15 protein-coding genes are annotated in these 19835 nt (G+C 64.0%); 10 read left to right on the top strand and 5 right to left on the bottom strand.

Annotation, left to right across the window (positions count from 1 at the left end; translation table 11 throughout):
- Positions 1–91: 91 nt before the first annotated feature.
- On the bottom strand, positions 92–3580 hold the full coding sequence (smc, locus tag N0B28_RS08360; protein WP_123753590.1) for a chromosome segregation protein SMC: 3489 nt from the start codon (positions 3578–3580) through the stop codon (positions 92–94).
- A gap of 2 nt (positions 3581–3582) precedes the next feature.
- Entirely contained in the window at positions 3583–4242 is a 660-nt protein-coding gene (locus tag N0B28_RS08355) for a GntR family transcriptional regulator (protein WP_043862359.1), read from the bottom strand.
- 279 nt (positions 4243–4521) lie between these two features.
- Between N0B28_RS08355 and xdhA the strand changes: the two genes are divergently transcribed.
- From xdhA to guaD, 4 genes are all read left to right on the top strand, one after another.
- Positions 4522–5976 carry a xanthine dehydrogenase small subunit gene (xdhA, locus tag N0B28_RS08350; protein ID WP_078480255.1) on the top strand — a complete coding sequence of 485 codons (1455 nt, stop codon included), beginning with the start codon at positions 4522–4524 and terminating at the stop codon, positions 5974–5976.
- The gene (xdhB, locus tag N0B28_RS08345) at positions 5969–8368 is read left to right on the top strand and encodes a xanthine dehydrogenase molybdopterin binding subunit (RefSeq protein ID WP_078480256.1); all 2400 of its coding nucleotides are present in this window, start codon (positions 5969–5971) and stop codon (positions 8366–8368) included. Before xdhA ends, xdhB begins: the two co-directional genes overlap by 8 nt.
- Before the next feature lie 103 nt (positions 8369–8471).
- Positions 8472–9317 carry a xanthine dehydrogenase accessory protein XdhC gene (xdhC, locus tag N0B28_RS08340; RefSeq protein ID WP_054915594.1) on the top strand — a complete coding sequence of 282 codons (846 nt, stop codon included), beginning with the start codon at positions 8472–8474 and terminating at the stop codon, positions 9315–9317.
- Between the two features lie 10 nt (positions 9318–9327).
- Entirely contained in the window at positions 9328–10632 is a 1305-nt protein-coding gene (gene guaD, locus N0B28_RS08335; protein ID WP_058542039.1) for a guanine deaminase, read from the top strand.
- On the opposite strand, the gene aqpZ is transcribed toward guaD, so the two are convergent.
- The gene (gene aqpZ, locus N0B28_RS08330) at positions 10629–11327 is read right to left on the bottom strand and encodes an aquaporin Z (protein WP_054915596.1); all 699 of its coding nucleotides are present in this window, start codon (positions 11325–11327) and stop codon (positions 10629–10631) included. The genes guaD and aqpZ overlap by 4 nt on opposite strands.
- Positions 11328–11531: 204 nt before the next feature.
- Positions 11532–12299 carry a GntR family transcriptional regulator gene (locus N0B28_RS08325; RefSeq protein ID WP_043862353.1) on the bottom strand — a complete coding sequence of 256 codons (768 nt, stop codon included), beginning with the start codon at positions 12297–12299 and terminating at the stop codon, positions 11532–11534.
- A gap of 383 nt (positions 12300–12682) precedes the next feature.
- On the opposite strand from N0B28_RS08325, the gene N0B28_RS08320 reads away from it, so the two are divergent.
- Positions 12683–14002: an NCS2 family permease gene (locus tag N0B28_RS08320; protein WP_213085891.1), complete on the top strand. Its 1320-nt coding sequence runs from the start codon at positions 12683–12685 to the stop codon at positions 14000–14002.
- A gap of 162 nt (positions 14003–14164) precedes the next feature.
- Here N0B28_RS08320 and uraH read toward each other — a convergent pair whose 3' ends face one another.
- Positions 14165–14518, bottom strand: coding sequence for a hydroxyisourate hydrolase (gene uraH, locus N0B28_RS08315; RefSeq protein ID WP_043862351.1), 354 nt, complete (start codon positions 14516–14518; stop codon positions 14165–14167).
- 383 nt (positions 14519–14901) lie between these two features.
- Here uraH and puuE point away from each other — a divergent pair, with 383 nt between their 5' ends.
- From puuE to N0B28_RS08290, 5 genes are all read left to right on the top strand, one after another.
- On the top strand, positions 14902–15831 hold the full coding sequence (gene puuE / locus N0B28_RS08310; protein WP_043862350.1) for an allantoinase PuuE: 930 nt from the start codon (positions 14902–14904) through the stop codon (positions 15829–15831).
- Entirely contained in the window at positions 15828–16343 is a 516-nt protein-coding gene (uraD, locus tag N0B28_RS08305; RefSeq protein ID WP_043862349.1) for a 2-oxo-4-hydroxy-4-carboxy-5-ureidoimidazoline decarboxylase, read from the top strand. The genes puuE and uraD overlap by 4 nt, the downstream gene beginning before the upstream one ends.
- Before the next feature lie 75 nt (positions 16344–16418).
- Complete coding sequence (locus N0B28_RS08300) at positions 16419–16922, top strand: ureidoglycolate lyase (protein WP_043862348.1); 504 nt, start codon at positions 16419–16421, stop codon at positions 16920–16922.
- Positions 16923–16969: 47 nt separating this feature from the next.
- Positions 16970–18295, top strand: a complete 1326-nt coding sequence (locus N0B28_RS08295; RefSeq protein WP_043862347.1) for a urate hydroxylase PuuD — start codon at positions 16970–16972, stop codon at positions 18293–18295.
- Positions 18296–18412: 117 nt separating this feature from the next.
- A complete protein-coding gene (locus tag N0B28_RS08290; protein ID WP_275731426.1) occupies positions 18413–19768 on the top strand; it encodes a nucleobase:cation symporter-2 family protein in 1356 nt (451 codons plus the stop codon).
- Positions 19769–19835: the final 67 nt, after the last annotated feature.

Genomic DNA, 19835 nt, shown 5'->3' with positions numbered 1-19835 from the left:
ACATTAAGCTAGCACGACCAAAGATAACTTTACACCGTCTGTCGCAACTGACAGGGGCATTTGCTGCAAGTTCGTGCGTTATATCCGTTTTTCAGGCGTCGACCATGGCCATCGCCTCCTCCACGTCCACCGCCACCAGCCGCGAGCAACCGGGCTCGTGCATGGTCACCCCCATCAGCTGATCGGCCATTTCCATGGCGATCTTGTTGTGGGTGATATAGATGAACTGCACGGTCTGGCTCATCTCCTTGACCAGGCGCGCATAGCGTCCGACGTTGGCATCGTCCAGCGGCGCATCGACTTCGTCGAGCATGCAGAACGGTGCCGGGTTCAACTTGAAGATGGCAAACACCAGGGCCAGGGCCGTCAGCGCCTTCTCGCCGCCCGAGAGCAGATGGATGGTGCTGTTCTTCTTGCCCGGCGGGCGCGCCATGATCGTTACCCCTGTATCGAGTAGATCTTCGCCCGTCAGTTCCAGATAAGCGCTGCCACCACCGAAAACTTTTGGGAAAAGTGCCTGTAATCCGGCATTTATCTGATCAAAGGTATCCTTGAAGCGGTTGCGGGTTTCCTTGTCGATCTTGCGAATCACGTTTTCCAGGGTATCGAGGGCCTCGACCAGGTCGGCATCCTGGGCGTCGAGGTAGCGCTTGCGCTCGGACTGCTGCTGGTACTCGTCGATGGCCGCCAGGTTGATCGCGCCCAGGCGCTGGATGCGCGCATCGATGCGCTCCAGCTCAAGTTCAGCCTCCTGCTCGCTGGCCTCGGCCAGCAAGGTCGCCAACACGCCTTCCAGATCATAGCCGTCAGCCTGCAACTGTTCCTGCAGGGCCTTGCGCCGCACACTCAGCCCCTGCCATTCCATGCGGTGCTGTTCGAGCTGACCGCGCAGCAGCTGAGATTGCTGTTCGGCCTGGGTACGACGCTTTTCGGCCTCGCGCAGTTCGCGGTCGGCCTCGTCCATGTGCAGGCGTGCCTGACGCATTTCCTCGTCGACACTCATGCGCTTTTCCAGCAGCGCCTCAAGCATCATGCGCAGCTCTTCGAGGGGCGCCTCGCCCTCCTCCAGGTTCAGGCTCAGTTGTTCACGTTTTTCGTTCAGGCGCTCCGACTGCAGCTCCAGGCGCTCAAGGGCCTGGCGCGTGGAGTCGTGCTGGGCACGCAGCGAACCCAGGCGTACCGCCAACTGATGGGCGTGGTCCTTGTGCTGGCGGGCTTCCTGGCGCACGCGGTCGAGGCGTTCGCGCAGGTTGTCGCGCTGGGCCAGCAAGGCCTCGCGCTGTTCGGTGTCGTGGGCCATCAGGTCGAGGGCTTCCTGCAGGTGCAGGCGCGACTCGCCCAGGCTTTCGTGTTCGATGGCGCGCTGTTCCAGCAGCTCGGCCAGCTCTTCTTCAAGGCGCCGGCGGCGCAATGTCAGCTGCTCGGCGCGGGCCTTGCCGGCCGACAGACGGGCCTTGAGCTCACCTTGCTGGCGGGCTTCTTCCTGGGTGCGACGACGCAGTTGTTCACGGCTGTCTTCCTGCACGCGCTGCTGTTCACGCAGGGCCAGCAACTGCTCTTCGAGCTGCTCCAGGGCAGCTTCCTGCTCCAGACGCTCCAGGCCCAGTTGCTCAAGCTCCTGCCCGCGGGCCAGCACGCCGCCCTGGGCATCGTTGCCTCGGCTGACCCGCAGAAAGTGGCGCCCCACCCAGTAGCCGTCGCGGCTGATCAGGCTTTGGCCGTCGGCCAGCTGGCCGCGCAGGCTCAATGCCTGCTCGAGGCTCTCGACCGGCTTGACCTGGCCCAGCCAGGGGGCCAGGTCAACGCCGCCCTGTACTTTGTCCAGCAGGCTGCCGGCAAGGCGCTTGCCGGTGCCGGCGGCCTCCAGCAGACGCAACTCGCCCTGCTCGAAGCCCGCCAGGTCGAGCCCGGCCAGGTCGTCCACCAGTACCGCGTGCAGGTCGGCGCCCAGCACGGTTTCCACCGCCAGCTCCCAACCCGGCTCCACGCGCAGGCCTTCAGCCAGGCGTGGGCGTTGCTCCAGGCCCTGCGCGCGCAACCAGTCGAGGGTACCGCTGCCTGGGTCCAGCGCGGCCTGCTGCAAGGCTTCGAGCGATGCCAGCCGGCCACCCAGGCGCTGCAGTTCACCCTGGGCCTGCTGCTGCGCCTGGGCGGCCTGCTGCAATTGCTCGCGCAGCGCGTCGAGGCGCTCGATCACCTGCTGTTCTTCCAGGTGCAGGTCTTCGAGCAGCAATTCGCTGCTGGCCAGTTGTTCGTTCAGTTCCAGGATGGCCGCATCTTCAGGGTCGGCGCTCAACTGGTCGCGTTCTTCGCCCAGCTTGCGCTGGCGCTCCGAGACGCGCTCCAGGCTCTGCTCCAGCTGCTGGATGCGCGACTGCTGCACCTCGGCCTGGCGGCGCGGCTCGGCGGAGCGGGTATTGAAGCTGTCCCACTGCTCCTGCCAGCCATGCATGGTGGTCTCGGCTTCCTCAAGGGTCGCGGCGGCCTCCTCGGCTGCCGCCAGCGACAGTTCCTGCTCGGGCTCGATCATCTCCAGCTCTTCGCCCAGGGTCGCCAGCAAGGTACGGTCGTGGCCCAGGTGCGATTCGGTTTCCAGACGCGCGCGTTCGGCTTCCTTGAAGTCATCCTGCAACTGGCGCAGGCGCTGCTGGCCGTGCTGGATGTTCTGCTCGACCCGGGCGATGTCGCCGCCTACCGAATAGAAGCGCCCCTGGACCAGGTTGAAACGCTCCGACAGGTCGTGGTGACCGTCGCGCAGGCGCTCGATGCTCGCATCGGCATTGCGCTGCTCGGCCACCAGGGCCTCGAAGGCCACTTCCTGGTCGCCGATGATCGCCTCGCGCTGGCCCACCTGATCGTTCAGCGCACGCCAACGCAGGGCCGCCAGCTGGGCCTTGAGCTGACGCTCCTCGGCCTTGTATTCCTTGTATTTCTCCGCTGCCTGGGCCTGGCGGTGCAGGCGTTCGAGCTGACGCTCCAGCTCTTCGCGCAGGTCGGTCAGGCGTTCCAGGTTCTCGTGGGTGCGGCGGATGCGGTTTTCGGTTTCGCGGCGGCGCTCCTTGTACTTGGAGATGCCGGCGGCCTCTTCGATGAAGTTGCGCAACTCTTCGGGCTTGGCCTCGATCAGCTTGGAGATCATGCCCTGCTCGATGATCGAGTAGCTGCGCGGGCCCAGGCCGGTACCCAGGAAGATATCGGTGATGTCACGCCGACGGCACTTGGTGCCGTTGAGGTAATAGGTGTTCTGCGCGTCGCGGGTCACCTTGCGCCGGATCGAGATCTCGGCATAGGCGGCATACTCGCCCACCAGGGTGTTGTCACTGTTGTCGAACACCAGTTCGATACTGGCCTGGCTGACCGGCTTGCGGCTGGTCGAGCCGTTGAAGATGACGTCGGTCATCGACTCGCCACGCAGGTTTTTCGCCGAGCTTTCGCCCATCACCCAGCGCACCGCATCGATGATGTTGGACTTGCCGCAGCCATTGGGGCCGACCACGGCCGCCATGTTGCTGGGGAAGTTGACGGTAGTCGGGTCGACGAACGACTTGAACCCCGCCAGGCGAATGCACTTGAGGCGCATGCTCAGCCAGCAACCAGCGAGGACAGCACCAGCGTGCAACTGCGCTCGCAGTACTGCGTCAGCACCTCGCGGATACGCGGCAGGTCGCCACCCACCACCGCTTCTAGCAGTTGGGCGAACAGCACCAGGAAGTCGTTCATGTTGGCCTTGCGCTGGTCCAGCGCCAGGTAATAGGTGCGGCTCATGGCCGGCTGCAGGTTCTCGACGGTTTCCTGCAGGTAGGGGTTGTTGGCGAACGGGTACGCGGCGCGCATCACCGCGAAGCTCTCTTCGACGAAGGCCTTGATGTCCTGGCGCGCACTGGCGGCGTGCAGACGCTGCTGGATGACCAGAAACGGTGCAAGTTCGGCTTCGCTGCGCGGCGCGCTGGCCACGGCATTGCCCAGCAGGATGTACAGCTCGCTCATCAGGGTGCAGAGGCTGCGCACGTTGTGCTCGTTGAGCGCCGTAACCTGCGCGCCACGGCGCGGCAGGATGGTCACCAGGTGCCGGCGCTCGAGTATAAGCAGTGCCTCGCGCACCGAGCCACGGCTGACATTGAGCGCCTGGGTGACCTTCTGTTCCTGGATGCGCTCGGCAGGTTTGAGCTCACCGCGGATGATCCGCTCGGCCAGGTAATGGGCAATTTGCTCGGAGAGGCTGTCCGGCGCCTTGAACGTCATGGTTTTCCTTCAAAATCATTGAACTGTGCACAAGCGCCGATTGTAGCGCACTTGCCTGCACCTCGCGCAGCGGCACAGGCACGCAGTTGGCACGATTGAAGCAAAACAATCGTCAACCCGGCCCCGGTTCTATGCTGAATACAGAGGCTATCGAGGATGACAGGATCAGCACGCACAAAAAGCTGACCTTGAAGTCAGAAAGCAGTTGACCGGCAAGTCAAGTCTGCCTACAGTCGACCCCGTCCACTCAACAACAATAATTCGCTTGTGAGGCCTTCCGTGATCCAGTTTCTACTCAACCAGGAGCTGCGCAGTGAGCATGCCCTGGACCCCAACCTGACGGTGCTCGAGTACCTGCGCGAGCACCTGGGCAAACCCGGTACCAAGGAAGGCTGCGCGAGCGGCGATTGCGGCGCCTGCACCGTCGTGGTCGGTGAACTGGCTGCAGATGAACACGGCCGGCAGCACCTGCGTTATCGCAGCCTCAATTCGTGCCTGACGTTCGTCTCGTCCCTGCATGGCAAGCAGCTGATCAGCGTCGAAGGGCTCAAGCACCAGGGCAAGCTGCACAGCGTGCAGCAGGCCATGGTCGACTGCCATGGCTCGCAATGCGGCTTCTGTACCCCGGGCTTCGTGATGTCGCTGTTCGCCCTGCAGAAGAACAGCGACGCCCCCGACCTGCACCGCGCCCAGGAGGCCCTGGCTGGCAACCTGTGCCGCTGCACCGGCTACCGGCCGATCCTGGCAGCCGCCGAGCAGGCCTGCTGCCAGGCCGCCCCCGACCAGTTCGACAGCGCCCAGGCACAGACCATCGCCCGGCTCCAGGCGATTGCGCCCAAGGAAACCGGCGAACTCAACAGCGGCGACAAGCGCTGCCTGGTGCCGCTGACCGTGGCCGACCTGGCCGAGCTGTACGGCTCGCACCCCGAAGCCCGCCTGCTGGCCGGCGGCACCGACCTGGCGCTGGAGGTCACGCAGTTCCACAAGACCCTGCCGGTGATGATCTACGTGGGCAACGTCGCCGAGATGAAGCGGGTCGAGGCCTTTGACGATCGCCTGGAAATCGGCGCCGCCACACCGCTCACCGACTGCTATGACGCGCTGAGCCGTGAATACCCCGACTTCGGCGAACTGCTGCACCGCTTCGCCTCGCTGCAGATCCGCAATCAGGGCACCCTGGGCGGCAACATCGGCAACGCCTCGCCGATCGGCGATTCGCCGCCCCTGCTGATCGCCCTGGGTGCGCAGATCGTGCTGCGCCGGGGTCAGGACACACGCACCCTGGCGCTGGAGGACTATTTCATCGACTACCGCATCACCGCACGCCAGGACAGCGAGTTCATCGAGAAGATCATCGTGCCGCGGGCCAACCTGGCCTGGGCGTTCCGGGCCTACAAGGTGTCCAAGCGACTGGACGACGACATTTCGGCGGTGTGCGCCGCCTTCAACCTGCGCATCGACAACGGCGTGGTGGCCGAGGCCCGTATCGCCTTCGGCGGCATGGCCGCCATCCCCAAGCGCGCCCGCGCCTGTGAAGCCGCCCTGCTCGGCAAGCCGTTCAACCAGGCCGGCATCGAGCGCGCCTGCCAGGCGCTGGGCGAAGACTTCACCCCGCTGTCAGACTTCAGGGCCAGCAAGGAATACCGCCTGCTCGGCGCGCAGAACCTGCTGCGCAAGTACTTCATCGAACTGCACACGCCGCACATCGAAACCCGGGTGACCGCCTATGTCTAACCATCCTCACGTGGCCAGGAGCCAGGCCGAACTGGCCGAGCTGTTCGCCCAGGGCCTGACCAGTGGCGTCGGGCGCAGCATCAAGCACGACAGCGCCGACAAGCATGTGTCCGGCGAGGCGGTGTATATCGATGACCGCCTCGAATTCCCCAACCAGTTGCATGTGTACGCTCGCTTGTCGGACCGCGCCCATGCCCGGGTGCTGAGCATCGACACCCGCCCGTGCTACGCCATCGAAGGCGTGCGCATCGCCATCACCCACGAAGACATCCCGGGCCTGAAGGACATCGGCCCGCTGCTGCCGGGCGACCCGCTGCTGGCCATCGACACCGTCGAGTTCGTCGGCCAGCCGGTGCTGGCCGTGGCCGCCTGCGACCTGGACACCGCCCGCCGCGCAGCGATGGCCGCAATCATCGAATACGAAGACCTGGAGCCGGTGCTGGATGTGGTTCAGGCCCTGCGCAAGAAGCATTTCGTGCTCGACAGCCACACCCACCAGCGCGGCGATTCGGTCACCGCGCTGGCCAGCGCCCCGCATCGGGTACAGGGCACCCTGCATATCGGCGGCCAGGAGCACTTCTACCTCGAAACCCAGATCTCCTCGGTGATGCCCACCGAGGATGGCGGCATGATCGTGTACTGCTCCACGCAGAACCCCACCGAGGTGCAGAAGCTGGTGGCCGAAGTGCTGGACGTGCCGATGAACAAGGTCGTGGTGGACATGCGTCGCATGGGCGGCGGCTTCGGCGGCAAGGAAACCCAGGCCGCCAGCCCCGCCTGCCTGTGCGCGGTGATCGCGCGCCTGACCGGGCAGCCGACCAAGATGCGCCTGCCACGGGTCGAGGACATGCTGATGACCGGCAAGCGCCACCCCTTCTATATCGAATACGACGTGGGGTTCGATGACAGCGGCCGCCTGCATGGCATCAACCTGGAACTGGCCGGCAACTGCGGCTGCTCGCCGGACCTGTCGGCCTCGATCGTCGACCGTGCGATGTTCCACTCCGACAACGCCTACTACCTGGGCGACGCCACCATCAACGGCCACCGCTGCAAGACCAACACCGCCTCCAATACCGCCTACCGCGGCTTTGGCGGCCCGCAGGGCATGGTTGCCATCGAAGAGGTGATGGACCGCATCGCCCGCCACCTGGCACTGGACCCGCTGGCGGTACGCAAGGCCAACTACTACGGCAAGACCGAGCGCAACGTCACCCACTACTACCAGACGGTCGAGCACAACATGCTCGAGGAGATCACTGCCGAGCTCGAAGCCAGCAGCGACTACCAGCAGCGCCGCGAGTCGATCCGCCGCTTCAACGCCAACAGCCCGGTGCTGAAAAAGGGCCTGGCGCTGACCCCGGTGAAGTTCGGCATCTCGTTCACCGCCAGCTTTCTCAACCAGGCCGGTGCGCTGGTGCACATCTACACCGATGGCAGCATCCACCTCAACCACGGCGGCACCGAGATGGGCCAGGGCCTGAACACCAAGGTGGCCCAGGTGGTGGCCGAAGTGTTCCAGGTGGACTTCAGCCGCATACAGATCACCGCCACCAACACCGACAAGGTGCCCAACACCTCGCCCACGGCGGCGTCCAGCGGCGCCGACCTGAACGGCAAGGCGGCGCAGAACGCGGCCGAAATCCTCAAGCAGCGCCTGGTGGAGTTTGCCGCGCGCCAGTACAAGGTCAGTGAAGAAGACGTCGAGTTTCGCAACGGGCACGTGCGCGTGCGCGATGAAATCCTCACCTTCGAGAGCCTGGTGCAGCAGGCCTACTTTGCCCAGGTGTCGCTGTCGAGCACCGGCTTCTACAAGACCCCGAAGATCTACTACGACCGCAGCCAGGCGCGCGGGCGCCCGTTCTACTACTTCGCCTTCGGCGCGGCGTGCGCCGAGGTGATCGTCGACACCCTGACCGGCGAGTACAAGATGCTGCGCACCGACATCCTGCATGACGTGGGCGCCTCGCTGAACCCGGCCATCGACATTGGCCAGGTGGAGGGCGGGTTCATCCAGGGCATGGGGTGGCTGACCACCGAGGAACTGGTGTGGAACGCCAAGGGCAAGCTGATGACCAGCGGCCCGGCCAGCTACAAGATCCCGGCGGTGGCGGACATGCCGGTGGACCTGCGGGTGAAGCTGGTGGAGAACCGCAAGAACCCCGAGGACACGGTGTTCCATTCCAAGGCGGTGGGCGAGCCGCCGTTCATGCTGGGGATCGCGCCGTGGTGCGCGATCAAGGATGCAGTGGCCAGCCTGGCGGATTATCGCGAGCAACCGCAGATCGATGCCCCGGCCACCCCCGAGCGGGTGCTGTGGGGCTGCGAGCAGATGCGCAAGGTGGTGGCGGGCCGGCAGGCAGCTGCCGAGGTGGAAACCGTTACACCGTAGTGCGCCCTTCGCCGGCAAGGCCGGCTCCTACAGGGCGTGATTGCTGTAGGAGCCGGCCTTGCCGGCGAAGAGGCCCGATCAGGCACTGAAGAGGCAACCGACTATGCACACCTGGATCAACGCCCTGTCCGACCTGCACACCCGGGGCGAACCCTGCGTGCTGGTGACCATCATCGAAGAGCTGGGCTCCACCCCGCGCAATGCCGGCTCGAAGATGGTCGTCAGCGCGACCCAGCTGTTCGACACCATCGGCGGTGGGCACCTGGAATACAAGGCCATGCACATCGCCCGGCAGATGCTTGCCGAAGGCCGCGAAACCACCCACCTGGAGCGCTTCAGCCTCGGCGCCAGCCTTGGCCAGTGCTGCGGCGGCGCCACCGTGCTGCTGTTCGAGCCCATGGGCGGCGTGCAGGCGCAGATCGCGGTATTCGGCGCAGGCCATGTCGGCCGCGCTCTGGTACCCTTGCTCGCCGCGCTGCCCTGCCGGGTACGCTGGATCGATTCGCGCGAGCAGGAATTCCCCGACACCATCCCCACGGGGGTGAGCAAGGTCGTCAGCGAGGAACCGGTCGACGAGGTCGATGAACTGCCCGCCGGCAGCTATTGCATCGTCATGACCCACAACCATCAACTGGACCTGGAACTGACCGCCGCGATCCTCAAGCGCAACGATTTCACCTGGTTCGGCCTGATCGGCTCCAGGACCAAGCGCGTGAAGTTCGAGCACCGCCTGCGCGAGCGCGGCTTTGCCGCCGACAGCCTGGCACGCATGCGCTGCCCGATGGGCCTGGCCGAGGTCAAGGGTAAGCTGCCGATCGAGATCGCCGTGTCCATCGCCGCCGAAATCATCGCCACCTACAACGCGAACTTCGGCCAGCATACCGGCTCGGCCACCACCCAACCCATTGCCAAACTGCTGCCGCCGTCACGGCGCAGCCAAGCCATTTGACGAGAGCCACATGAGCGCAACCCGCAAAGCCTACCGTGCCGCCCTGCTGCACAGCCTCGCCGACCCTGCCGAGGTGGGCGTCGAAGCATCGTATGAATATTTCGAAGACGGCCTGCTGGTCATCGACCAGGGCAAGATCAGCGCCATCGGCCACGCCAGCGAACTGCTGCCAGGCCTGGACGCCGACATCGAAGTGGTGCACTACCAGGACGCATTGATCACCCCGGGGTTCATCGATACCCATATCCACTTCCCGCAGACCGGCATGATCGGCTCCTACGGCGAGCAGTTGCTGGACTGGCTGAACACCTACACCTTCCCGTGCGAGCGCCAGTTCGAAGACAAGGCTCACGCCGACAAGGTGGCCAAGCTGTTCCTCAAGGAGCTGCTGCGCAACGGCACCACCTCGGCGCTGGTGTTCGGCAGCGTGCACCCTGCCTCGGTCAACGCCCTGTTCGAGGAAGCCGAGCGCCTGGACCTGCGCCTGATCGCCGGCAAGGTGATGATGGACCGCAACGCCCCCGACTACCTGACCGACACCGCCGAGTCGGGCTACGCCGACAGCAAGGCGCTGATCCAGCGCTGGCACGGCAAGGGCCGCCTGCACTATGCGGTGACCCCGCGCTTTGCGCCCACCAGCACCCCGCAACAGCTGGCCCTGGCCGGCCAGTTGCTCAAGGAGTTCCCGGACCTGTACCTGCACACCCACCTGAGCGAAAACCTCAAGGAGATCGAGTGGGTCAAGGCGCTGTTCCCCGAGCGCAGCGGCTACCTGGATGTGTACGACCATTTCGAACTGCTGGGCGAGCGCTCGGTGTTCGCCCACGCCGTTCACCTGTGCGATGCCGAATGCCAGCGCCTGGCCGAGACCGGTTCGGCCGTGGCGTTCTGCCCGACCTCCAACCTGTTCCTGGGCAGCGGCCTGTTCAACCTGCCCCAGGCCGAGCAGCACAAGGTCAAGGTCGGCCTGGGCACCGACGTGGGCGCCGGCACCAGCTTCTCGCTGCTGTACACCCTGAACGAAGCCTACAAGGTCATGCAGTTGCAGGGCGCACGCCTGAGCCCGTTCAAGTCGCTGTACCTGGCCACCCTGGGCGGTGCGCGGGCATTGAACCTGGAGGAGCGCATCGGCACCCTGCAACCGGGCAGCGACGCCGACTTCATCGTGCTCGATTACAAGGCCACCCCGCTGCTGGACTACCGTCTCCAGCAGTCCGGCAGCATCGAGGAGACCCTGTTCGTGCTGACCACCCTGGGCGACGACCGTACCATTCGCGAAACCTTTGCCGCCGGGCGCAGCGTGCACCAGCGCTAAGGCGTTCGAAACAGGCCGCGGTACAACGCGCCGCCGATCACTGCCCCGATCAGCGGCGCCACCCAGAACAGCCACAGCTGATGCAGCGCCCAGCCACCGACGAACAGCGCCGGCCCGGTGCTGCGTGCCGGGTTCACCGACGTGTTGGTAACCGGTATCGACACCAGGTGGATCAGCGTCAGCGCCAGCCCGATGGCGATCGGCGCAAAGCCGGCCGGCGCCCGTGAATCGGTGGCGCCCATGATGATCAGAATGAACATCGCGGTCATCACCACCTCGCTGACAAAACCTGCCCCCAGCGAGTACTGCCCCGGCGAATGCTCGCCATAGCCGTTCGAGGCAAGCCCGTTCGACAGCTCGAAGCCGGCCTTGCCGCTGGCGATGAGGTAGATCACACCGGCAGCCAGGATGGCGCCCACCACCTGGGCGATCACGTACGGCACCAGGTCCTTGAGCGGAAACCGCCCGCCCACGACCAGGCCCAGCGATACCGCAGGGTTGAGGTGACAACCGGAGATATGACCGATGGCGAATGCCATGGTCAGCACAGTCAGCCCGAAGGCCATGGAGACACCGACCAGGCCAATGCCGATCGGAAAAGACGCAGCCAGTACCGCGCTGCCACAACCCCCCAACACCAACCAGAACGTCCCTATCAATTCAGCTCCCATGCGTTTGCTCATGGGCATCGACATCAGTCAGTCCTCAAGAAGTGGTACGCCTGAAGCGCAAGCCCAACTGCTTGATGAAGGTTTGCGGGAGTGCAACAGATAGAAATCTAGCAGAGGTTGGCTCAAGTGCCAGCAGCCCTGAAAGCATCGCGGGTCAAGCCCGCTCCCACAAGGACCGAGACAATCCTGTGGGAGCGGGCTCGACCCGCGATTGCAGGCGACGCGGTATCAGCCCTTTGCCGGCACCGAACTGCCGCGCTTCTTGGTTTGCAGCAGGTGCGAAAACACCGCGTGCAGGTCATCCGACGCACTCTCCTCGTCGAGGTTGAGCTTGCTGTCGATGTGGTCCATGTGGTGCATCATGAGGCTCACCGCCTGGGCCGCATCACGCGCCTCGATAGCGTCGATCAGTTGCATGTGCTCGTCATACGAGCAGTGCGAGCGGTTGCCGCTTTCGTACTGGGCAATGATCAGCGAAGTCTGCGATACCAGGCTGCGCTGGAAGCTGATCAGCGGTGCATTGCCCGCCGCTTCCGCCAGCTTGAGGTGAAACTCGCCAGACAGGCGAATGCCGGCACCCCGGTCGCCGCGCGAGAAGCTGTCGCGCTCGTCGCGCACCATCTGGCGCAGTTCGTTCAACTGCTCGGCGGTGGCGTGCTCCACTGCAAGTTCGGTGATGGCACGCTCGACCATGCGCCGCGAAAAGAACACCTGACGCGCCTCTTCGACGGTCGGGCTGGCCACTACCGCACCGCGATTGGGGCGCAGCAGCACCACGCTTTCGTGGGCCAGGCGCGACAGCGCACGCCGGATGATGGTGCGGCTGACGCCGAAGATCTCGCCCAGGGCTTCCTCACTCAACTTGGTACCCGGCGCCAGGCGTTGTTCGAGGATTGCCTCGAATATGTGCGCGTAAACGATATCGTCCTGGGTGCCGCTACGACCGGCCTTGCCGGTGCGCGTGGGTTTCTTGAGGGGTTGCAGCTGTTCGTTCATGGGCGCTCGAGCACGGAGATCCACCTATCGGACCCTGACTGTAATACCAGCCAGTAGGGCGATGGCAAGTCCTGGATAGAAAATTAGACGTTCATGGTATTGACGCATTGTACACAGGCTTGGCGATTTCTGCAGAGTGCCATCACGTTATAGCCGTGGCGACAATTTACCTGCACACACCGACAAAAACATTATTTGCATTATTTGTATACAAACGCATAATCCAGCCGTGCAACTTCCTGACCCGAAGGTCAACAACAGGTCCGGTCGCCATGCCCTCCCCCTCGCAGAGCCCCCAGTCAATGCGCAGGACAAGCTCTGAACAACAAGAAAAGACGTGAGGAGTACACGCTGTGGAAAGCCGCAAACCCCAAGCCCCTACGCTGGATCTTGCCCCACCGCTCGAAACGAGCTGGCTGGAGCGGATTTTCAAACTCAAGCTGCACGGCACCACTGTCAGGACCGAACTGATCGCGGGTGTAACCACCTTCATCACCATGGCCTACATCATTTTCGTCAACCCCAACATCATGGCCGACGCCGGCATCGACCACGGCGCCGCGTTCGTGGCCACCTGCATCGCGGCGGCGCTCGGCTGCCTGCTGATGGGCCTGTATGCCAACTGGCCGGTGGGCCTGGCACCCGGCATGGGGCTGAATGCCTTTTTCACCTACACCGTGGTCGGCACCATGGGCTACACCTGGGAGGCCGCGCTGGGTGCGGTGTTCGTATCGGGTGTGCTGTTCATGCTGCTGACGCTGTCGCGGGTGCGCGAATGGCTGCTCAACAGCATCCCGCTGAGCCTGCGTCACGCCATGGGCGCGGGTGTGGGGCTGTTTCTCGGGGTGATCGGTCTGAAGACGGCCGGCATCATCGTCGCCAGCCCAGCCACCCTGATCAAGCTCGGTTCGCTGCACGAGCCTGGCCCGCTGCTGGCGGCGGCGTGCTTCCTGATGATTGCCGTGCTCAGCTACCGCCGGGTGTTCGGCGCGATCCTGATCAGCATCATCGCCGTGACACTGGCCGGCTGGGCCCTGGGCCTGGTGGAATATGGCGGCGTGTTCTCGCTGCCGCCGAGCCTGGCGCCCACCTGGATGGCCATGGACGTGGCGGGCGTGTTCAACGTCAGCATGATCAGCGTGGTACTGGCATTTCTGTTCGTGCACATGTTCGACACCGCCGGCACGCTGATGGGCGTGGCCCAGCGCGCCAACCTGGTGAACGCCGAGGGGCGCATCGAAAACCTGTCACGGGCGCTTAAGGCCGACAGTGCATCGAGCGTGTTCGGTGCAGTGGTGGGTGTGCCGCCAGTAACCAGCTACGTGGAAAGTGCTGCAGGTGTGGCGGCCGGCGGGCGCACGGGGCTCACGGCCGTGGTGGTCGGCCTGCTGTTCGTCGCGGCGATGTTCTTTGCGCCGCTGGCGGGCATGATCCCGGCGTATGCCACCGCCGGCGCACTGATCTATGTGGCGATGTTGATGATGGGCAGCATGGCGCACATCAACTGGGATGAAGCCACCGATAGCATTCCGGCGATCGTCACGGCGATCATGATGCCGCTGACATTCTCGGTGGCGGACGGCATTGCGCTGGGCTTCATCACCTATGTGGTGCTCAAGGCCGGCACCGGGCGCTACAGGGAGATCTCGGCGAGCCTGTGGGTGCTGTGTGCGATCTTTGTGGCCAAGTTCGTGTTCCTGTAAGCACTGCGTCGGTTCAAGGAGCCTCGCCTTCGGGCGGGGCTTTTTGTTGCCTGTGCCGCTCTGCCAGCGAACAGCCCTGCAGGCACGCCCTCGAATCCGAGGCAAAAAAAAGCCCGCCAGTGAGAGCGGGCAAGGACCTACGAAGATTCATCTAGCGACCAACTAGCTTCCGCGATAGGTCGAGTAACTGTACGGCGAGATCAGCAACGGCACGTGGTAGTGATCCTGCTCGGCGCTGATGCCGAAACGCAGCACCACCACATCCAGGAACGCCGGCTCCGGCAACTGCACACCACGGGCACGATAATAGTCACCGGCACTGAACTGCAGCTGGTACACACCGCTGCGGTAATCCTCACCCTGCAGCAGTGGCGCATCGCAACGGCCATCGCTGTTGGTCAGCGCCGTGTTCACCAGCTCAAGCTGCTGGCCTTCGACCCGGTACAGCTCGACCTTGATCGAGCTGCCAGGGCAGCCATGTGCGGCATCCAGTACATGCGTGGTCAAACGTCCCATTGCGTGCGCCTCGTTTCAATCTATGGGCAAAAAATACCCGCACGGCACCGGGATGAAGCAGGGCAGCGTGCGGCTGTCGGATTATTAAGACATTTTCAGCTAAAATTGTACACAATAAATTCGACGATTTTGTTAGCCTGCCGAGCGTGCCCTGTAAATACGCCATCAGTCGCAAAGCCGCGCGCCTGGCGGACGCTATCGTCATTTACTGACCAATCAGGCAGGTTTCTTGCAACCTTTTTCAAGGCCAAATGGCGGAAGAAATGCGAAAAAACAGGCTTACAAATCGTCAATAAAGTTGTATACAATCACTCCATCGTTGTGGCCGATGACCTGACTCAGACACCACACCCCCGTTTTCACGTACAAGAAGGAAGGCTGCAGTGAGCGCTGATTATCCTCGCGACCTGATCGGTTACGGCAACAACCCACCCCATCCGCGCTGGCCGGGGAATGCCCGCATCGCTTTGTCTTTCGTGCTCAACTATGAAGAAGGTGGCGAACGCAACATTCTTCACGGGGATAAGGAATCCGAAGCCTTCCTTTCCGAGATGGTCTCGGCGCAGCCCCTGCAGGGCGCCCGCAACATGAGCATGGAATCGCTTTACGAGTATGGCAGCCGCGCCGGTGTGTGGCGCCTGCTCAAGCTGTTCGAAGACACCGGCGTGCCGCTCACCGTGTTTGCCGTGGCCATGGCCGCCCAGCGCCACCCCGACGTGATCCGCGCCATGGTCGCCGCCGGCCATGAGATCTGCAGCCACGGCTACCGCTGGATCGACTACCAGTACATGGACGAGAACCAGGAGCGCGAGCACATGCTCGAGGCCATCCGCATTCTCACCGACCTCACCGGCGAGCGCCCCCTGGGCTGGTACACCGGCCGTACCGGGCCCAACACCCGCCGCCTGGTGATGGAGGAAGGCGGCTTCCTCTACGACAGCGATACCTACGACGACGACCTGCCCTACTGGGAACCCAACAACCCCACCGGCAAGCCGCACCTGGTGATCCCCTACACCCTGGACACCAACGACATGCGCTTCACCCAGGTGCAGGGCTTCAATTGTGGCGAGCAGTTCTTCCAGTACCTCAAGGACGCCTTCGACGTGCTCTACGCCGAAGGTGCCGAGGCGCCGAAGATGCTCTCGATCGGCTTGCACTGCCGCCTGATCGGCCGCCCGGCACGCATCGCCGCGCTCAAGCGCTTCGTGGAGTACGCCAAGAGCCATGAGCAGGTGTGGTTCGCCCGGCGCGTGGACATCGCCCGCCACTGGCATGCCACCCACCCTTTCCAAGCCGAGAGCGCCAAATGACCGACTTCAAGACCCTCAAGCCTTCGACCCTGGACCGTGCCGCGTTCGTCGCCGCCTTCGCCGACATCTACGAGCACTCGCCGTGGGTCGCCGAAAAAGCCTACGACCTGGGCCAACTGCACGAGCTGGACCAGATCGAAGCCCTGCACCAGCGCATGAGCGACATCCTGCTCAGCGCCGATCACGCCAGCCAGCTGGCCCTGATCAATGCTCACCCGGACCTGGCCGGCAAAGCCGCCGTCCAGGGCGAACTGACCGAATCGAGCACCAACGAACAGGCTGGCGCCGGCATCCACCAGTGCACCGCCGAAGAGTTCGCCCGTTTCACCGAACTCAACGACGCCTACAAGGCCAGGTTCCAGTTCCCGTTCATCATGGCGGTAAAAGGCAGCAACCGGCACCAGATCCTCGCCTCGTTCGAGAAACGCATCCACAACTCGGTCGAGGCCGAGTTCAAGGAAGCCCTGGCGCAGATCAACCTGATCGCCCTGTTCCGCCTGCAGCAGCTGTAACCGGCGCGCCTTGGCAGGCACTGGCCTGCCGGCAATCGCCAAAGCCCCGACAACACATAATTAGAGAACACCCGCATGCGCACTTTAGTGATTGAGCCCCTGACCAAAGAAGCCTTCGCCCCTTTCGGTGACGTGATCGAAACCGACGGCAGCGACCACTTCATGATCAACAACGGTTCGACCATGCGCTTCCACAAGCTGGCCACGGTAGAAACCGCCCAGCCCGAGGACTCCGCCATCATCAGCATCTTCCGCGCCGACGCGCAGGACATGCCGCTGACCGTGCGCATGCTGGAGCGCCATCCGCTGGGCAGCCAGGCCTTCATCCCGCTGCTCGGCAATCCCTTTCTGATCGTGGTCGCGCCCGTTGGCGATGTACCTGTATCGGGTCTTGTCCGCGCCTTTGTCAGTAATGGCAGGCAGGGCATCAATTACCATCGCGGCGTCTGGCACCACCCGGTGCTGACGATCGAAAAGCGGGATGACTTCCTGGTGGTTGATCGCAGCGGTTCCGGCAACAACTGCGACGAACATTTCTTCAATGAGGATGAGCAACTGATCCTCGCACCCCACCAATAAGAGAAGGTCGGTCACTGGCCTGCGGTGACCGGCAAGAGGTAAAGACTGTGGAAGCACATCTGTTGGAATGGCTGAACCTGAGCGTGCGCTGGGTTCACATGATCACTGGCGTGGCCTGGATCGGCGCGTCGTTCTATTTCGTATGGCTGGAGAACAACCTCAACCGGGCCAACCCGCGCGACGGTCTGTCGGGCGACCTCTGGGCGATTCACGGTGGCGGTATCTACCACCTGGAAAAGTACAAGCTGGCCCCGCCGAAAATGCCGGAGAACCTGCACTGGTTCAAATGGGAAGCCTACTTCACCTGGATGTCGGGTATTGCCCTGCTGTGCCTGGTGTTCTACTGGAACCCCAGCGTCTACCTGCTGGCCCCCGGCAGCACCCTGAGCGGTGGTGAAGGCATCGCCATCGGCGTCGGTTCGCTGATCGCCGGCTGGTTCATCTACGACGTGCTGTGCGACTCGCCCCTGGGCAAGCGCCCCGGCCTGCTCGGCCTGGTGCTGTTCGTGCTGATCATTGCGGCCTGCTACGGCTTCAGCCAGGTGTTCAGCGGCCGTGGTGCGTACCTGCACACCGGCGCGATCATCGGCACCATCATGGTCGGCAACGTGTTCCGCATCATCATGCCGGCCCAGCGTGCACTGGTCGCCGCCATCGAGAAGAACGAAACCCCCGACCCGACCCTGCCGGCCAAGGGCCTGCTGCGTTCGCGCCACAACAACTACTTCACCCTGCCGGTGCTGTTCATCATGATCAGCAACCACTTCCCGAGCACCTACGGCAGCCAGTACAACTGGCTGATCCTGGCCGGGATCGCGATTGCAGCGGTGCTGGTGCGTCACTACTTCAACACCCGCCACGACAGCGCCAAGTACGCCTGGACCCTGCCCGTCGGCGCCCTGGCGATGATCTGCCTGGCCTACGTCACCGGCCCCAAGCCGATGCCGACCGCCCCTGAGCAGGCCGCTGCCAAGGTCCAGTACCAGCCGCTGCCGGAAACCGCACTGGGTGGCAAGACCGCTGCCGAGAAAGCCGCCGAACAGGCCGCCAACCCGGCACCTGCCGCCACCCCGGCCGAAGCGCCCGCCACTGCCACCGCTGCGGCGGACAGCGGCAACTTCGACAAGATCCACAGCGTCATCCAGGAACGCTGCACCGTGTGCCATTCGGCCAAGCCGACCAGCCCGCTGTTCAGTGCCGCCCCGGCCGGCGTGATGCTCGATACCCCGCAACAGATCCAGCAACTGGCCCCACGCATCCAGGCACAGGCCGTCGCCAGCCAGATCATGCCCCTGGGCAACATCACCCAGATGACCCAGCAGGAACGTGAACTGATTGGTGCATGGATCGCCAAGGGTGCTCCAACCAACTGATACAAGCTTCAAGCGGCAAGCTACAAGCTGCAAGCCAGGCGCGGCCTCCTGCTTCTTCGCAAGCAGGGCGCCTGAGCCTGCAGCTACCCAGAATAAAAACAAAACCTGAGGTGCTGCATGTCCGAGTCACGCAAGGCGTACATCCCCGTTGCGCCGCCACGACAGCCACTGCCCCTGCTGCAACTGATCCTGGTGGGTTTGCAACATGTTCTGCTGATGTACGGAGGTGCCATTGCGGTGCCGCTGATCATCGGGCAGGCCGCCGGGCTCTCTCGTGAAGAAATCGCATTCCTGATCAATGCCGATCTGCTGGTCGCCGGTGTCGCCACCGTGGTCCAGTCGCTCGGCATTGGCGCACTGGGCATCCGCATGCCGGTGATGATGGGCGCCAGCTTCGCCGCCGTCGGCAGCATGGTGGCCATGGCCGGCATGCCCGGCGTGGGCCTGCAGGGGATTTTCGGCGCGACCATCGCCGCCGGCTTCTTCGGCATGCTGATCGCCCCGTTCATGTCCAAGGTGGTGAGGTTTTTCCCGCCACTGGTCACCGGCACGGTGATTACCTCCATCGGCCTGTCGCTGTTCCCGGTCGCCGTCAACTGGGCCGGCGGCGGCGCGGCGGCCGCGCCGTTCGGCTCGCCGATCTACCTGGCCGTGGCCGGCCTGGTGCTGACCACCATCCTGCTGATCAATCGCTTCACGCGTGGCTTCTGGGTGAACGTGTCGGTACTGATCGGCATGGGCCTGGGCTACATCATTGCCGGCGCCATCGGCATGGTCGACCTCAGCGGCCTGGCCCAGGCCCCCTGGGTACAGGTGGTCACCCCGCTGCACTTCGGCATGCCCACCTTCAGCCTGGCGCCGATCCTGTCGATGTGCCTGGTGGTGGTGATCATCTTCGTCGAGTCCACCGGCATGTTCCTGGCGCTGGGCAAGGTCACCGAGCGTGAAGTGACCCCGGGCATGCTGCGTCGCGGCCTGTTCTGGGACGCCGGCGCCTCGTTCGTGGCAGGCTTTTTCAACACCTTCACCCACTCCTCGTTCGCACAGAACATCGGCCTGGTCCAGATGACCGGCGTGCGCTGCCGCTACGTGACCGTGGTGGCCGGGCTGTTCCTGATCGTGCTCAGCCTGCTGCCCAAGGCGGCATTCCTGATTGCCTCGATCCCGCCGGCGGTACTGGGCGGCGCCTCCATCGCCATGTTCGGCATGGTCGCGGCCACCGGCATCAAGATCCTGCAGGAGGCCGACATCGGCGACCGACGCAACCAGTTGCTGGTGGCCGTCAGCGTCGGCATGGGCCTGATCCCGGTGGTACGTCCGGAGTTCTTCGCGCAGATGCCGCAATGGATGGAGCCGATCACCCACAGCGGCATCGCCATGGCCACCGTCAGTGCCTTGGTACTGAACCTGCTGTTCAACGTATTGGGCGGCGCCGAACGCGCCGCGCACAACGACGCCGTGCACCAGCACTGATACACGGGGCGGCGCCTGCCGCCCCGATCAACCCGAGCACCACGCAGTACCGTCGGCCCCTGGGAGT

Origin of the sequence: Pseudomonas sp. SD17-1, assembly GCF_029201585.1 — a bacterium.
Classification (GTDB): Bacteria; Pseudomonadota; Gammaproteobacteria; order Pseudomonadales; family Pseudomonadaceae; genus Aquipseudomonas; species Aquipseudomonas palmensis.
This window is presented reverse-complemented; position numbering and strand designations above follow the sequence as displayed.

What these genes read in the sequence shown, in the direction of transcription:
- xdhC (WP_054915594.1), top strand. Translation starts at nt 8,472, where the DNA reads ATGCACACCTGGATCAACGCCCTGTCCGACCTGCACACCCGGGGCGAA.
- smc (WP_123753590.1), bottom strand. Translation starts at nt 3,580, where the DNA reads ATGCGCCTCAAGTGCATTCGCCTGGCGGGGTTCAAGTCGTTCGTCGAC.
- xdhB (WP_078480256.1), top strand. Translation starts at nt 5,969, where the DNA reads ATGTCTAACCATCCTCACGTGGCCAGGAGCCAGGCCGAACTGGCCGAG.
- N0B28_RS08300 (WP_043862348.1), top strand. Translation starts at nt 16,419, where the DNA reads ATGCGCACTTTAGTGATTGAGCCCCTGACCAAAGAAGCCTTCGCCCCT.
- aqpZ (WP_054915596.1), bottom strand. Translation starts at nt 11,327, where the DNA reads ATGTCGATGCCCATGAGCAAACGCATGGGAGCTGAATTGATAGGGACG.
- N0B28_RS08355 (WP_043862359.1), bottom strand. Translation starts at nt 4,242, where the DNA reads ATGACGTTCAAGGCGCCGGACAGCCTCTCCGAGCAAATTGCCCATTAC.
- N0B28_RS08325 (WP_043862353.1), bottom strand. Translation starts at nt 12,299, where the DNA reads ATGAACGAACAGCTGCAACCCCTCAAGAAACCCACGCGCACCGGCAAG.
- N0B28_RS08290 (WP_275731426.1), top strand. Translation starts at nt 18,413, where the DNA reads ATGTCCGAGTCACGCAAGGCGTACATCCCCGTTGCGCCGCCACGACAG.
- uraD (WP_043862349.1), top strand. Translation starts at nt 15,828, where the DNA reads ATGACCGACTTCAAGACCCTCAAGCCTTCGACCCTGGACCGTGCCGCG.
- uraH (WP_043862351.1), bottom strand. Translation starts at nt 14,518, where the DNA reads ATGGGACGTTTGACCACGCATGTACTGGATGCCGCACATGGCTGCCCT.
- guaD (WP_058542039.1), top strand. Translation starts at nt 9,328, where the DNA reads ATGAGCGCAACCCGCAAAGCCTACCGTGCCGCCCTGCTGCACAGCCTC.